The organism is Saccharibacillus alkalitolerans, from assembly GCF_011090185.1.
Lineage (GTDB): Bacteria > Bacillota > Bacilli > Paenibacillales > Paenibacillaceae > Saccharibacillus > Saccharibacillus alkalitolerans.
Window position 1 is genome coordinate 142,428 of the sequence record NZ_JAAFGS010000003.1, and the last position, 14,226, is coordinate 156,653.

Annotated in this window: 14 protein-coding genes; 1 reads left to right on the top strand and 13 read right to left on the bottom strand. The window is 58.5% G+C overall.

The features are described 5' to 3' along the window. Nucleotide 1: 1 nt before the first annotated feature. On the top strand, nt 2-955 hold the full coding sequence (locus tag GYN08_RS09395) for a DUF4097 family beta strand repeat-containing protein (protein ID WP_166273962.1): 954 nt from the start codon (nt 2-4) through the stop codon (nt 953-955). Between the two features lie 86 nt (nt 956-1,041). On the opposite strand, the gene trmD is transcribed toward GYN08_RS09395, so the two are convergent. The 13 genes from trmD to fabG form a co-directional block, all read right to left on the bottom strand. Beyond that, entirely contained in the window at nt 1,042-2,016 is a 975-nt protein-coding gene (gene trmD / locus GYN08_RS09400) for a tRNA (guanosine(37)-N1)-methyltransferase TrmD (protein WP_166273963.1), read from the bottom strand. After that, nucleotides 2,016-2,537 carry a ribosome maturation factor RimM gene (gene rimM, locus GYN08_RS09405; RefSeq protein WP_166274426.1) on the bottom strand — a complete coding sequence of 174 codons (522 nt, stop codon included), beginning with the start codon at nt 2,535-2,537 and terminating at the stop codon, nt 2,016-2,018. Before rimM ends, trmD begins: the two co-directional genes overlap by 1 nt. A 157-nt stretch (nt 2,538-2,694) precedes the next feature. Next, a complete protein-coding gene (locus GYN08_RS09410; protein ID WP_087800850.1) occupies nt 2,695-2,925 on the bottom strand; it encodes a KH domain-containing protein in 231 nt (76 codons plus the stop codon). Between the two features lie 23 nt (nt 2,926-2,948). Beyond that, a complete protein-coding gene (rpsP, locus tag GYN08_RS09415; RefSeq protein WP_018975061.1) occupies nt 2,949-3,221 on the bottom strand; it encodes a 30S ribosomal protein S16 in 273 nt (90 codons plus the stop codon). 64 nt (nt 3,222-3,285) lie between these two features. Beyond that, nucleotides 3,286-4,665 (bottom strand): signal recognition particle protein, encoded by a 1,380-nt coding sequence (ffh, locus tag GYN08_RS09420; RefSeq protein WP_166273964.1) that lies wholly within the window; start codon nt 4,663-4,665, stop codon nt 3,286-3,288. Nucleotides 4,666-4,751: 86 nt separating this feature from the next. After that, complete coding sequence (gene ylxM, locus GYN08_RS09425; RefSeq protein WP_166273965.1) at nt 4,752-5,108, bottom strand: YlxM family DNA-binding protein; 357 nt, start codon at nt 5,106-5,108, stop codon at nt 4,752-4,754. 262 nt (nt 5,109-5,370) lie between these two features. Continuing rightward, nucleotides 5,371-6,012: a PAQR family membrane homeostasis protein TrhA gene (trhA, locus tag GYN08_RS09430; protein ID WP_166273966.1), complete on the bottom strand. Its 642-nt coding sequence runs from the start codon at nt 6,010-6,012 to the stop codon at nt 5,371-5,373. Nucleotides 6,013-6,226: 214 nt separating this feature from the next. Next, complete coding sequence (gene ftsY / locus GYN08_RS09435; RefSeq protein WP_166273967.1) at nt 6,227-7,240, bottom strand: signal recognition particle-docking protein FtsY; 1,014 nt, start codon at nt 7,238-7,240, stop codon at nt 6,227-6,229. Nucleotides 7,241-7,294: 54 nt separating this feature from the next. Next, the gene (smc, locus tag GYN08_RS09440; protein ID WP_166273968.1) at nt 7,295-10,864 is read right to left on the bottom strand and encodes a chromosome segregation protein SMC; all 3,570 of its coding nucleotides are present in this window, start codon (nt 10,862-10,864) and stop codon (nt 7,295-7,297) included. A 187-nt stretch (nt 10,865-11,051) separates the two neighbouring features. Then, nucleotides 11,052-11,741, bottom strand: coding sequence for a ribonuclease III (gene rnc, locus GYN08_RS09445; RefSeq protein ID WP_166273969.1), 690 nt, complete (start codon nt 11,739-11,741; stop codon nt 11,052-11,054). Between the two features lie 12 nt (nt 11,742-11,753). Continuing rightward, the gene (gene fabF, locus GYN08_RS09450) at nt 11,754-12,998 is read right to left on the bottom strand and encodes a beta-ketoacyl-ACP synthase II (RefSeq protein WP_166273970.1); all 1,245 of its coding nucleotides are present in this window, start codon (nt 12,996-12,998) and stop codon (nt 11,754-11,756) included. A 121-nt stretch (nt 12,999-13,119) separates the two neighbouring features. Next, the gene (gene acpP / locus GYN08_RS09455) at nt 13,120-13,353 is read right to left on the bottom strand and encodes an acyl carrier protein (protein WP_018975070.1); all 234 of its coding nucleotides are present in this window, start codon (nt 13,351-13,353) and stop codon (nt 13,120-13,122) included. 108 nt (nt 13,354-13,461) lie between these two features. Further along, on the bottom strand, nt 13,462-14,211 hold the full coding sequence (fabG, locus tag GYN08_RS09460; protein WP_166273971.1) for a 3-oxoacyl-[acyl-carrier-protein] reductase: 750 nt from the start codon (nt 14,209-14,211) through the stop codon (nt 13,462-13,464). Between the last annotated feature and the right edge of the window lie 15 nt (nt 14,212-14,226).

Genomic DNA, 14,226 nt, shown 5'->3' on the forward strand with positions numbered 1-14,226 from the left:
AATGAAACGCTTATCCAAATGGGCGGCTGTCGCTCTGATCGTAATCGGAGCGGGCGGCTTGATCGTGAATTTTTCGGAACTGGGCGCAAAAGTAGCAGGCCCCGAAGCCGACCCGACAGCCCCGATCGCACCCGAACATATCCAGACAGCGGGCACCGCTCCTTCCGCTCAAGCGATCGAAGCGGCGCCGGAAAAGGACGGCAAATGGCAAAAAGTCGAAAAACGATGGGAATTCGATTCGGGCGCGTTCAAAAATCTGTCCCTGTCGACCGACTACAACTTACATATTCAAGTCAAAACCGACGCTTCCACGGATTATCTCGAACTGCGCGGGGTCGTATCGCCCGAGGCTGCCGAGCGCGCATTCCGTACGGGCGGAGAAGCCGACGGCATTTCGCTGGATCTTACGGGCAAGCCGAAAATTCAATTCCTCTCGTTCGGCTCGAACGATGCGGACGTCTATCTTACGCTCGGTCTGCGGGATGCCACGCAGTTGGAAAACGTTTCGTTCGCGAGCAGCTCGGGGACTGGCGACTTCGGAGAGCTGACCGCGGAGAAACTGTCCATTCAGTTGAGCTCGGGCGACTTGAACGCCCGCCGATTGAGCGCCAAGCATACCGACCTTACGATGACTTCCGGCAGCATCGACGTGAAGGAACTGGATGGCGCGAGCCGGATCGAGCTTTCCTCGGGTAATCTGCAAATCGGCGCAATGAACGGCGACTCGGTCATTCGGGCGACTTCCGGCACGATTGACCTGACTCAGAAAAACAGCGCCAATCTGGACGTCGAAGTCTCTTCCGGAGACATTTCGATCAAGCCTGCCGCAGATTTCGCCGGCGTGTACGACGTGCGCGCCACCTCGGGATCGATCGACGCTCCCGATTCCCCGGGCCGAAACGGCGACACGATCAAAGTCCGCGCGACCTCAGGCGATATCTCGATCAAGCCGTAAAAAACAAAAAAAGCCCGCTCTCCGTGTATGCGGAGCAGCGGGCTTTTCGCGCAGGTTGATCTTGTTCGGCAAACGGCAAAAAACGTTCAGTCGGATAAGTCTTGGGCGGCATGCTCTTCCCGCTTCAGTTCCTCCAGCCACTTCCGCTCCTGCTTGGTCAGTTCCAGCCGTTCCAGCAGCTCCGGGCGGCGCTGCAGCGTGCGGCGCAGCGATTCCCGGCGGCGCCAGGACTCGATGTTGGCATGATGACCCGACAGCAGGATATCCGGCACCTTCATGCCGCGAAACTCGGTCGGACGCGTATAATGCGGATATTCCAGCAGTCCCGTACTGAATGAATCCGTCACGGCGCTGTTTTCATTCCCCAGCACGCCGGGCAGCAGCCGGACGGTGCTGTCGATCATGACCATAGCCGGAAGTTCTCCGCCCGTCAGCACATAGTCGCCGATCGAGATTTCGTCCGTCACCAGACCGGTACGGATCCGCTCGTCATACCCCTCGTAATGGCCGCAGATAAAGATCAGATGCTCTTCTTTCGCGAACTCTTCCGCCTTTTTCTGCGTAAACGTCTCGCCCTGCGGGCAGAGCAGCACGATGCGCGGGCGGGAAGAGGTCGAGATTCCGGCCAATTTATTCAACTCCTCCGCAGGCAGCCCGGCATTTTCCGGCACGTCCGACTCTGCTTCGGCGCAAGAAGGAACGGATGCCAGCTTCGCGAGCGCTTCTTCCTCCGTACCGGAAGCGCTCGGCCGTACCCGACCTGTTCCTTCCGTCTGCGCCTTCTCTCCCGGTTCGGAGCTTTTTGTGCCTTCTTCGGCATCCGACTCCCGTCGGCGCAGCAGATCTTCGACCGCCGCGAAGATCGGCTCGGGCTTCAGCACCATGCCTCCGCCTCCGCCGTACGGCGTATCGTCGACCTGCCCGTGCTTGTTGAGCGAATACTGCCGAAAGTTGACGGCGGACAGCTCTACGATTCCTTTGTCCCGCGCCTTGCCGAGAATGCTGGCACCGAACACGCCCTCGAACATCTCCGGAAATAAAGTGAGCACGTCGATCCGCATCAGTCCAGCAGTCCTTCCATCACTTCGATGCGTACCGTTTTTTCGGCGACGTCGACGTCTTTCACGATGTCTTCGATGAAAGGAATGAGCAGCTCCTTGCCGCCCTTGCGCTTCACGACCCACACATCGTTGGCGCCCGGCGTCAGAATGTCGCTGATCACGCCGAGTTCCTCGCCTTCCTCCGTGAGCACTTTGCAGCCGATGATTTCATGGAAATAAAAAGCGTTCTCTTCCGCTTCCACGGCTTCTTCTTTCGGTACTTTGACGTCCCAGCCTTTATACTTCTCCACCTGGTTAATATTGTCGTAACCGTCCAGCTTGACGACATAGACGTTTTTTTGTTCGCGCGCCGATACGATTTTCACTTTCAACTTTGCCCCGTCCTCCGGCGAAATCAGCAGCAGCTCTTTGCCGGAAGCAAAACGGATCTCCGGGAAGTCGGTGTACGGGAAAATTTTCAGTTCGCCGCGTATGCCGTGCGTGTTCGCGACTTTGCCTACGCTTAAAAATTGGGGTTCCATCATGTGTATTCTGTCCTTTCCTCGCTTATACGTTTGAGATTTTTATCGGAAGGCGGTCTTCCGCCGAAGTCTTCACCATGTACGAAAAGGGGCTAGGAAAATAATCTCCTAACCCCTTTTCGTATATCTTTAAGACCGGAAAGCCTGAGCCTTCCCTTTAAGACTGGATGTCTACGGTAACCCGTTTGTCCAGCTTGACTGCTGCCGACGTCACGACCGTACGCAGCGCCTTGGCGATCCGTCCCTGCTTCCCGATGATCTTGCCTATGTCGTCGGGATGCACGGAAAGTTCGTATACGACCAGGGACTCTTTCTCTACGGTACGGACCTTGACGTCTTCCGGATGATCGACCAGAGCTTTTGCGATGACCGCTACTAACTGTTCCACGTCAACCCCTCCGAGTCACTGTCTTATTTTTGCAGTTTGGCTTCATGGAATTTCTTCATGATGCCGGCTTTGCTCAGCAGGTTGCGAACGGTATCGGACGCTTGCGCGCCGGTTTGCAGCCAAGCCAGAGCTTTTTCTTCGTTGATGCTTACTACTTGCGGTTCAGCGACCGGGTTGTAGTAACCAATCTCTTCGATAAAGCGTCCATCACGCGGGGAACGGGAATCCGATACCACGATACGATAGAAAGGCGCTTTATGCGCACCCATGCGCTTCAGACGAATGCGAGTTGCCACGAAAATCACCTCCTTCAAGAAATAAACGGCTGAATCAGCCTTTATGGAAATGTTCCTTCTCCGCTCAGCGGAAGGGGAACTTCATACCTTTGCTCATCTTTTGCATCTGCTTCATCGCTTTGTTCTTGCCGCCGCCCTTCGGATCCATCATGCCCGAGAGCTGCTTCATCATCTTCTTCATCTCGTCGAACTGCTTGATCAAGCGGTTAACTTCGGCCAGCGACGTTCCGCTGCCTGCCGCGATCCGCTTGCGACGGCTGTAGTTGATAATGTCCGGCGACTGCTTCTCCGCGCTCGTCATCGAGTGCACGATCGCTTCGATCCGGCCGACCTGTTTGTCGTCGACTTTCATGTCGGTCTTCTGCTTCATCTTGTTCATACCCGGAATCATGTCCATGATTTGATCGAGCGGTCCAAGCTGCTTGACCTGCTCCATCTGTTCGAGGAAGTCGTCGAAAGTGAATTCCGCGTTGCGCATTTTGCGCTCCATTTCCTTCGCTTTCTTCTCGTCGATTCCGGATTGGGCTTTCTCGATCAAGGAGAGCATGTCGCCCATACCGAGAATCCGCGAAGCCATGCGTTCCGGGTGGAACGGTTCCAGCGCGTCAAGCTTCTCTCCGAGCGAGATAAACTTGATCGGACAGCCGGTTACAGCTTTGACGGACAATGCGGCGCCGCCGCGGGTATCGCCGTCGAGCTTCGTCAGCACGACGCCGGTCAGCGACAGCTGCTCGTTGAAGCTCTGCGCCACGTTGACGGCGTCTTGACCGGTCATCGCGTCCACGACCAGCAGCACTTCGTCCGGTTTCGTCTCCGAATGAATCTGCTTCAACTCGTCCATCAGCTGCTCGTCGATGTGCAGGCGGCCGGCGGTATCGATAATCACGTAATCGTGACCTTTATCCTTGGCCTCCTGCAGACCCTTCCGGGCAATCTCGACAGGGCTGATCTGATCGCCGAGGGAGAATACCGGCACGTTCAGCTGCTCGCCGAGCACCTGCAGCTGCTTGATCGCGGCCGGGCGATAAATGTCGCCCGCGATCAGCATCGGCCGGCTGCCCTGCTTCTGCAGCATCTTCGCCAGCTTGCCGGTCGTCGTCGTCTTACCGGCGCCCTGCAGACCCGCCATCATGATGACGGTCGGCGGGCGGTTGTTCTTGTTGAGCTTCGACTGCGTGCCGCCCATCAGATCCGTCAATTCCTTATTGACGATATCGATGATGACCATGCCCGGCGTAAAGCTCTCCGACACTTCCTTGCCCAGCGCCTTTTCCTTCACCTTGCCGATGAAGTCCTTGACGACCTTGAAGTTGACGTCCGCTTCCAACAGCGCCAGACGAACTTCGCGCATCGCGTCGTTCACGTCGTCCTCGGAAACTTTGCCTTTGCCCCGAAGTTTGCCGAATACGTTCTGCAGCCTGGTTGTCAATCCTTCGAATGCCATACATTCACCCCCGTTCCGCTTCTACTCTCTACTATTATATACCGAAGGGTATTCATTATCGAATTTGCAAAGTCGCAGGCTTGCCGTTATTCCAGCGCCTGCAGCTTGCCGGCGATCGCACCGAGCTCCCTGCGCGTCTCTTCCGGCAGTTTGTCGTTGTGCGACAGCGCTTCAAGTTCGCGAATTTCGTGCATGCGGCTCTCGTGCCTCCGCAGCAGTTCAAGCTTCGCTTCGTAATTCTCCAGCGTCTGTTCGGCACGCTTGATATGTTCGTACACCGCCTGGCGGCTGATTTCGAATTCCGCGGCGATCTCGCCGAGCGAGAAGTCGTCGTGAAAATAATACTTCAGGAAAGTCTGCTGCTTCTCGGTGAGCAGGCGCTCGTAAAAAGCGAACAGCAGGTTGATCCGGTTCGTCTTTTCCAGACGGGTTTCCTGAGTCATCCGGAACGCTCCTCTCGTCAAGGAAAAACACTTTACACATCAATCAACGTTCCCTATCATACCGAAAACAAAAGAAGATGTCAAGCGTTTGCGCTTAACATCTTCGAGGTTTGATGAAATTTGTTTCGCCGCATGATCCGACGCTCTTCCGCGGAGCCTTTTTCCTTAATTCGATCGAATCGCTCACGGTCGCGGAAGCGAAAAAGAAGCCGGTCAAAACGTCCGGCTTCTTTTTCGGTTTATCGGAAATCGCTTTTTGGATTTAAGGAAGCAGGTACATCAAAATACAAAAGAAATGAAGGATGCTTCCTCCCAGTACGAACAGATGCCAGATCGCATGATGATACGGGAAGCCGCGCCACACGTAGAAGACGGTGCCCACCGTGTACATCAGGCCGCCCGCGACGAGCAGATGGATCCCCGCGGCCGGAATGGCCACCGTCAGGGCCCCCCAGGCCAGAACGATCAGCCAACCCATGAGCAGATAGAACAGCGTCGACATGAACAGAAACTTTTTGACGAAAAAAGCTTTGAAAATCACGCCGCCGATCGCGATGCCCCAGACGAGTCCGAACAGCGTCCAGCCGAGCGGCCCGCGCACGGCGGTCAGCATAAACGGCGTATAGGTCCCCGCGATAAACAAGTAAATGGAGGAATGATCCATGAATTCGAAGAAATCCTTCACTCTGCCCTCGGGAAAACTGTGCACCAGCGTCGAGCTCATGTACAGCAGCAGCATCGTAATGCCGTATACGGTAAAACTGGCTACGTGCCAGGCGGTTCCTTTGGTGCTTGCGAACACGATCAGCAGCACGAGCGCCGCGACGCTCAAAGCCGCGCCTATGCCGTGCGTCACCGCGTTGGCGACTTCTTCCTTGCGGGAATACGTATGCGTATTGGCCATACGGGCATTCCTCCCTTTGCTTCCAAAATTCGTTTTCTGCAAAATCTGTCCGTTTTCAAAAAACCTGATATCCCGATTATAACCCTTACGGCGCCGCATTGCCACTTTGTCTTCGGGCAGTCTCGTGCCGCGGCGCGCAGAGGCGCCGGACCGTTCGTTTTCGACTCGCAAAAAGGCCCTTCCGGCGGTCGGCGCGCGGAAGGGCCTTGCTCGTTTATTCGGGCTGCTGAACCTCGCCGTTCTCGTCCACCAGTTCTTCCTCGATCAATCCGGCAAACAGGGCATGCACGAACTGCTCGGAATCGAATTCCTGCAGATCTTCCATTTTCTCGCCCAGACCGACCAGCTTGACCGGAATATTCAGCTCCTGCCGGATCGCCACCACGATGCCGCCTTTGGCCGTGCCGTCGAGCTTGGTCAGCACGAGGCCGGTCACGCCGCTTTTTTCGCCGAACAGCTTGGCCTGGCTGAGCGCGTTCTGTCCCGTCGTCGCGTCGAGCACCATCAGCACTTCGTGCGGCGCTCCCGGAATCTCGCGCTGGATGACGCGGAAAATCTTGTTCAATTCGTCCATCAGGTTGCTCTTGTTCTGAAGACGGCCGGCCGTGTCGCAGATGAGCACGTCCGCGCGGCGCTGCTTCGCGGCCTGCACGGCGTCGTACATGACGGCCGCGGGGTCGGAACCCGGACTCTGCTTGATCACTTCGACGCCCGTACGCGTGCCCCAGACTTCAAGCTGTTCGATCGCGCCGGCACGGAACGTGTCGCCCGCGGCGAGCAGCACCTTTTTGCCTTCGCTTTTGAACTTGTGCGCCAGTTTGCCGATGGTCGTCGTTTTGCCTACGCCGTTGACGCCGACGAACAGGATAACCGTCGTGCCGTCCGGATTCATCTTGATCGAATTGTCTTCTTCGCCGCGCAGCAGCTCGACCAACTTCTCGGACAGCACCGGGCGCAGTTCGCTCGCATCGTTCAGGCGGCGCTTTTTGACTTCCGCGCGCAAATCGTCGATCAGTTCCATGACCGTGTTGACGCCGACGTCGGCTCCGATCAGAATTTCTTCCAGTTCTTCGTAGAATTCTTCGTCGATCTTGCGTCGGCGTACCATCAGGTTCGAGACGCGCTCCACGAATCCTTTGCGCGTTTTTTCGAGTCCGTCTTTGAACTGTTTGGTCACTTCCTCCGTCTTGCCCGCGATGCTGTCTCTCAGCTTGCGAAAAAAGCTCATCCTTTTTCTTCCTCCAGTCGTAAGTCGTCTATGGTCGCTATGCCGCAAACAGGATCAGGCAATGCCGACTTCTTCGTCTTCCAGGCGTACCGATACGAGCTTCGAAACGCCGCCCTCCTCCATCGTTACCCCGTACAGCACGTCGGCTTCTTCCATCGTGCCTTTGCGGTGAGTCACGACGATAAACTGCGTCTGTTCCGCAAACTCTCTCAGATACTGGGCAAAGCGGATGACGTTCGCTTCGTCGAGCGCCGCTTCCACCTCGTCCAGCACGCAGAACGGAACCGGCTTGACGTGGAGGATGGCGAACAGCAGCGCCATGGCCGTCAGCGCTCTCTCGCCGCCCGACAGCAGCTGCAGATTTTGCAGCTTTTTGCCTGGAGGCTGGGCGACGATGTCGATGCCCGTCTCCAGCATGTTGTCCGGATCGAGCAGAACCAGATCGGCCCGTCCGCCGCCGAACAGCTTCGAGAACACCGTCCCGAACTGCCGCCGGATCGCGTCGAACGTCGACTTGAAGCGCTTGGACATTTCGTCGTCCATCTCGCGGATAACCAGATACAGCTGCGCTTTCGCTTCCATCAAATCGTTTTTCTGCTCGTCCAGGAACGTATAGCGCTCGCTGACGCGCTCGTATTCCTCGATCGCGCCGAGGTTCACCTCGCCGAGCAGCGTGATTTTGCGCTTGATCTCCCGGACGTCGAGACGCGCCGACTCCGGATCTTCGGGCAGCTCGTAGCGCTGCTTGGCGAGTTCGTAGCCGATGCCGTATTCTTCGGTCAATTTTTGCAGCGTGTTTTCCAGCTCCACGTCGAGACGGGTCGCCTGGATTTCCGTATGCCGGATACTTTCTTCGACCGTCTTGAGTTCGCTGCGCTGCTTGTGCGTCTCGTGCTCGCGCTCTTCCAGCTTGCGCTGGCGCTGCGCGCGCTCCTGCCGCTTTTCTTCGAGCCGTTCCTGCGTGCCGCTTTTCAGCTCTTTGGCTTCCTGCAGTTCGCGAACGTGTTCCTCGGCGTCCCGGCGGTTCGCCGCCAGTTCCGCTTCCGCGGCACGCAGCATTTTGCGCCGATCGGCCAGCTGGCTGGAGACCGTTCCGGTCTCTTCGCCCAGACGGCCCAGCCGCTCTTCGAGCGAAGCCGTCTCCTGGACGAGCCGGCTTTCGCGGACGCGCAGTTCCGTCAGCTTGTCCTGCAGCTCTTCCTTGGCCGACTCGCTCGCCTTGCGCGCGAACTCCGCCGCGGCGATCGACTGGCGGGTCGCCGCTTCCTCGGCTTCCAGCTCTTTGAGCCGTTCTTCCGCTTTTTTGCGGCTTTCCCCGGCGCTTTCCAATTCCTCGTTATACCCCGAACGCTCTTCGCCGTGCAGCGCGAACTGCTCGTTGACGTGGCGCAGCCCGTGCTCCGTCTGCTTAAGCTCGCCGTCCAGCCGCTGCTGCTCCGCCCGCAGATTATCGCCCTGCTCGCGCAGCGCCGCCAACCGCTGTTCGCTGGTTTGGGCCAATTCGCCGTTTTCGCGCTCTTCGCGCGTCAGGCGCGCGATCTCGCGCTCGCTCTCCTTGATCTCGCGCTCCAGCTGTTCCAGCGCTCTCTTGCGCCCGAGCAGACTGCCTCCGCGCCGGTTCTGGCTGCCGCCGGTCATGGAACCGCCGGCGTTGACCACGTCGCCCTCCAGCGTCACGACCCGGTAGCGGTAGTTCAACCGCGAGGCGATGACGTTGGCGTCTTCCAGCGTCTCGGCGACGACGAGGCCGCCGAGCAGGCTGCCCACGATGCCCGCATACCGTTCGTCGGTTTCGACCAATTCCGCTCCGATTCCGACAAAGCCCTGCGCCCCGCCGGCGGCCCGCTTGTCGCTTTCGCTCATATGCCTCGGACGGATAACGTCCAGCGGCAGGAACGTCGCGCGGCCCAGTTGGCGCTGCTTCAGATAGCCGATCGCTTTGCGCGATACGGCTTCGTTTTCCATCACGACGTGCTGCAGCGAAGCGCCGAGCGCCGTCTCGATGGCGGTCTCGACTTTTTGCGGCACGCGGATCAATTCCGCGACCGCCCCGTGCACGCCTTCGAGCTGCCGGCCTCGCGAAGCTTTGAGCACTTCCTTGACGCCGACCATGAAGCCTTCGAAGTCTTCCTGCATCTCCTGCATCGTATCGCGGCGGGAGACGAGCGCTTCGCGTTTCTGCTCCCATTTGCGGGCGGAAGACGAACTGTCGGCCGCCGCCTTTTGCAGCGTATGCAGCTTTTCGCTCTCTTCGATATACGAGCGGCGCAGCGACGCGATATCGGCGGTCGCCTGCTCCAGCGCGGTTTTTCGTTCCGCCAATTCCTGCTCCAGCCGCTTTTTCTCCGCTTCCCAGCGTCCGGACTCCTCGTCCACGCGGTTCATCCGTCGCAGGACGCCTTCCTTCTGCTGGTCGGCGTAGCGGATCTCGTTGCGGGTCTGCGCCATTTTGTTCATCAGTTCGAGCAGTTCGCCCTTCAGCTTTTCCTCCTGCTCGTGGCTGATCCCTTCCGTCACGCCGGTCAGCTTGGCCTGCTCGGCGGACAGCTCGGTCTGCAGGTGCTCCAATTCCAACCGTGCGGCATCAAGCTTGTTCTGCACGAACAGGCTTTCCTGCTTGCGCTGATCGAAAAGTTCGCCTTCGTTCTCGATCGCCTTCTTCAGCTGCTCGCGCGACTGTTCGAGATTGCGGCGCCGTTCCTCCAGCAGCTGCGCGTAGCCTTCCGATTTCTCGGACAGCTCGCTGTAGCGAAGGAGGCGTCCCTGAAGCTCTTCGATCTCGGCCTCCACCGCGCGAAGCGCCTGGCGGTCGCTGTCCAGCGTCCGGTCATGCTGCTCCACGACGGCGGCCAGCCGCTCCCGATGACGCTCGAACTCCGCCAGTTTTTCCGACGCGGCCGTCCACGCTTCGTGAATTTCGCCGATCTGGTATACGAACAGGGCAATTTCCTTGTCCTTGAGTTCTTCCTTCAGTTCCTTGTACCGGCGCGCCTTCTCGGCCTGCGCCTTGAGCGGCCCGATCTGGTCTTCCAGCTCCGTAACCAGGTCATGGATGCGAAGCAGATTTTGTTCCGTATCGGCCAGCTTGCGGTTCGCTTCCTTTTTGCGCGACTTATATTTGACGATGCCGGACGCTTCTTCGAAAATGCCGCGGCGGTCCTCCGAGCGCGTGCTCAGGATCTCCTCGATCCGGCCCTGACCGATAATCGAGTAAGCTTCCTTGCCGATCCCGGTGTCCATGAACAGCTCCGTGATATCCTTGAGCCGGCACGGTTGACGGTTGATCAGATATTCGCTGTCTCCGCTGCGATGAACGCGTCTTGTAACCGTCACTTCGGCAAAATCAAGCTCCAGCGCATGATCCGTGTTGTCGAGCGTCAGCGATACTTCCCCGTAGTTCACCGCTTTGCGCGCGTCGCTGCCGGCGAAGATGATGTCTTCCATCTTTCCGCCGCGCAGGCTTTTGGCGCTTTGTTCCCCCAGGACCCAGCGGATGCCGTCGGAAATATTGCTTTTCCCGCTTCCGTTCGGCCCGACGACCGCGGTAATGCCGCGGACGAATTCCATTTCCGTTTTGTCGGCGAACGATTTGAATCCGGCGAGTTCGATCCGTTTCAGATACATGACCGTCGCTCACCTCCCCTTTGATGTTGATCCTGCTAATGACTCTCCCGCCAGGCGTCGATCGCCGGTCCCTTCTACAATGAAAAGAGCAAAAAGCGGCCCGGGCTGGTTCGGAGTATCCCGACATATCGCTTGCGGCCGCTCTTTGCTCTTTACTTGTATACCGAAACGGCGCGTGCGCCGCATGCTACAGCTTCAGCGTCTCCAGCGCCGCAGCCGCGGCCTGCTGCTCGGCTTCCTTCTTGGAACGCCCCATTCCGCGACCCAGGCTGCGTTCGCCCATGTACACTTCGGACACGAATTCCCGCTCGTGCGCCGGGCCCCGTTCTTCCACGATCCGGTACTCGAGCACGCCGAGATTATGATGCTGGGTCAGTTCCTGAAGCTCGGTCTTGAAGTCGCTCATCTGCAGTTTGCCGTCCCAGGCTACCTGCGGGAACACGTAGCGGTCCAGGAATCCCCGTACCGCCTCCAGTCCCTGATCGAGATAAAGCGCGCCCACGAACGATTCGAACACGTCCGCGAGCAGCGCGGGACGGCTGCGGCCGCCCGTCAGCTCTTCGCCTTTGCCCAGCAGCACGTAAGCGCCGAAATTGAGCGCTTCCGCGAACTTGACGAGCGAAGGCTCGCAGACGATCGCCGCACGCAGCTTGGTCAGCTCCCCTTCGGGACGTCCTGGGAAACGATTGTAGAGAAATTCCGACACCGTCAGCTCTAGTACCGCGTCGCCCAAAAACTCGAGCCGCTCATTGTCATGATGTTGACTGAACCGGTGTTCGTTGACATACGACGCATGCGTGAAAGCCTGTTTAAGCAGAGGCTTGTCCGCAAACTGGATTCCTAGTTTGTGCTGCAGTTGTTTCAGATCTCCGCTCAACGTCCCGGCTCCTTACGCTTCGAATTTTTTGAGAATGACGGAAGCGTTATGGCCTCCGAACCCGAACGAGTTGGACATCACCACATTCAGATCCGCTTTGCGCGCCTGGTTCGGCACGTAGTCGAGATCGCATGCTTCGTCCTGATTTTCGATGTTGATCGTCGGCGCCAGCATCTGGTGTTCCAGCGACAGGGCGCAGATGACCGCTTCCACGCCGCCGGCGGCGCCGAGCAGGTGTCCCGTCATGGATTTGGTCGAGCTGACGGCGACTTTGTAGGCGTGATCGCCGAGCGCCTTTTTGACGGCCGTCGTTTCCGACTTGTCGCCCGCCGGCGTCGAGGTGCCGTGCGCGTTGATGTAGTCGAGTTCTTCCGGCTCCAAACCGGCGCTCTTCAGCGCCATGCTCATGCAGCGCGCCGCGCCGTCCGGATCCGGATCGGTCATGTGGTGCGCGTCCGCGCTCAGGCCGTAGCCTGCCACTTCGGCATAGATGTGCGCGCCCCGCGCCAGCGCATGCTCCAGCGATTCAAGCACGAATACGCCCGCGCCTTCGCCCATCACGAATCCGTCGCGGTCCTTGTCGAACGGACGGCTCGCTTTAGTCGGATCGTCGTTGCGCGTGGACATCGCGCGCATCGCGCAGAAGCCCGCAAGTCCGGTCGGACGGATCGTCGCTTCCGCGCCGCCGCAGATCATGGCGTCGGCATCGCCGCGCGCGATCAGCTTGAACGAATCTCCGATCGAATGCGTGCCCGTCGCGCAGGCCGTCACGACCGACGTGTTCGGGCCTTTGGCGCCCAGCTTGATCGATACGTCGCCGGAGCCCATGTTCGCGATCATCATCGGGATGAAGAACGGGCTGACCCGCTTAGGTCCCTTTTGCATCAGCGTGGTGAACTGGTCTTCCCATGTGCCGAGGCCGCCGATGCCCGAACCGACGATGACGCCGATCCGTTCCGCTTCGACGTTGTCGCCGATTTTCAGGCCGCTGTCCTGCAGCGCCTGCGTGGAGGCCGCATAAGCGAACTGCACATAGCGGTCCATCTTGCGCGCTTCCTTGCGCTCTACGTAATCTTCCGGATTGAAGTCGTGAATCTCCGCGGCAATCTGCGTCGGATACTCGCTGACGTCGAAGCTCTCGATTTTCGAGATGCCCGATTTGCCCGCGAGCAAACTGTTCCAAAACGTTTCCACGTCCTTGCCGAGGGAAGTCACGACTCCCATACCGGTAACGACTACTCTGTGCTGCTGTTCCATATGGGTCACCTCTATCGTTTACGAATCCCCGATTCCGGGGCGTCTTATTTTATTCCATAATGAAGGAGAAGTCCCGAGCCGGCTCTGTGAAAAAAGCGCGGAGCGGGACTCTTAAACGCCCTTAGGTGTGCGATTGTATGTAACTTACAACGTCACCTACGGTCGTGATTTTCTCTGCGTCTTCGTCAGAGATCTCCATGTCGAACTCGTCTTCGAGCTCCATTACCAATTCGACCACGTCGAGCGAGTCCGCTCCGAGATCTTCCTTGAAAGAAGCCGTCGGCGTAACTTCCGCTTCGTCGGCACCCAAACGGTCCACAACGATGCGCGTCACGCGCTCTTGTACATCAGACATCCGATTCACCTCCTCTTCAAATGGTATTATACGAGAAGCTCCGCCAAAATGCCACTGTTTGCGGAACGGCTTTGCAAACAAGCGTTTGCAGCCCCGTCCGGCGATGGATTACATATACATGCCGCCGTCGACATGCAGGACTTGTCCCGTCATGTACGAAGCGTCGGGCGAAACCAGAAAAGCGACGGCCGTCGCGACTTCCTCCGGACGGCCGAGACGGTTCAGCGGAATCCCCGCGAGCAGTCCCGTCTTGATCTCCTCGGACAGCACGTCCGTCATGTCCGTGTCGATAAAGCCAGGAGCGACGCAGTTCACGGTGATGCCTCGGCTGCTGAACTCGCGCGCGCACGACTTGGTCATGCCGATCACGCCCGCCTTGGCCGCCGTGTAATTGACCTGTCCGGCATTGCCGATCGCTCCCACGACGGACGAAATGTTGACGATTTTTCCGGAACGCTGCTTCATCATCGGCCGCGTGACGGCTTTGATGCAGTTGAATACGCCTTTGAGATTCGTCTCGATCACGTCGTCGAATTCTTCTTCCTTCATCCGCATGACCAGATTGTCGCGGGTGATGCCCGCGTTGTTGATCAGGATATCGAGGCTGCCGAATTCGATGGTTACCGCTTTGACCATCTCTTCCGCTTCCGCGCCTTTGCCCACGTTCGCCTTGAAGGCGGCCGCTTTGACGCCCAGCGCTTCCAGCTCGCGCACGACTTCGAGCGCCGCGGATTCGTTGCCCGCGTAGTTGACCGCGACGTTGGCGCCGCGGCGTCCCAGCTCGAGCGCGATCGCCCGGCCGATACCGCGCGAGGCGCCCGTCACGAGAGCGTTTTGTCCCTTGATTGACCGTTCCATATTAACCTCCCGCAT

Excerpts from the sequence above, each read along its gene's own strand:
- GYN08_RS09395 (WP_166273962.1), top strand. The coding sequence starts at position 2 with ATGAAACGCTTATCCAAATGGGCGGCTGTCGCTCTGATCGTAATCGGA.
- trmD (WP_166273963.1), bottom strand. The coding sequence starts at position 2,016 with ATGCGGATCGACGTGCTCACTTTATTTCCGGAGATGTTCGAGGGCGTG.
- rimM (WP_166274426.1), bottom strand. The coding sequence starts at position 2,537 with ATGGAACCCCAATTTTTAAGCGTAGGCAAAGTCGCGAACACGCACGGC.
- ffh (WP_166273964.1), bottom strand. The coding sequence starts at position 4,665 with ATGGCATTCGAAGGATTGACAACCAGGCTGCAGAACGTATTCGGCAAA.
- ylxM (WP_166273965.1), bottom strand. The coding sequence starts at position 5,108 with ATGACTCAGGAAACCCGTCTGGAAAAGACGAACCGGATCAACCTGCTG.
- trhA (WP_166273966.1), bottom strand. The coding sequence starts at position 6,012 with ATGGCCAATACGCATACGTATTCCCGCAAGGAAGAAGTCGCCAACGCG.
- ftsY (WP_166273967.1), bottom strand. The coding sequence starts at position 7,240 with ATGAGCTTTTTTCGCAAGCTGAGAGACAGCATCGCGGGCAAGACGGAG.
- smc (WP_166273968.1), bottom strand. The coding sequence starts at position 10,864 with ATGTATCTGAAACGGATCGAACTCGCCGGATTCAAATCGTTCGCCGAC.
- fabF (WP_166273970.1), bottom strand. The coding sequence starts at position 12,998 with ATGGAACAGCAGCACAGAGTAGTCGTTACCGGTATGGGAGTCGTGACT.
- acpP (WP_018975070.1), bottom strand. The coding sequence starts at position 13,353 with ATGTCTGATGTACAAGAGCGCGTGACGCGCATCGTTGTGGACCGTTTG.
- fabG (WP_166273971.1), bottom strand. The coding sequence starts at position 14,211 with ATGGAACGGTCAATCAAGGGACAAAACGCTCTCGTGACGGGCGCCTCG.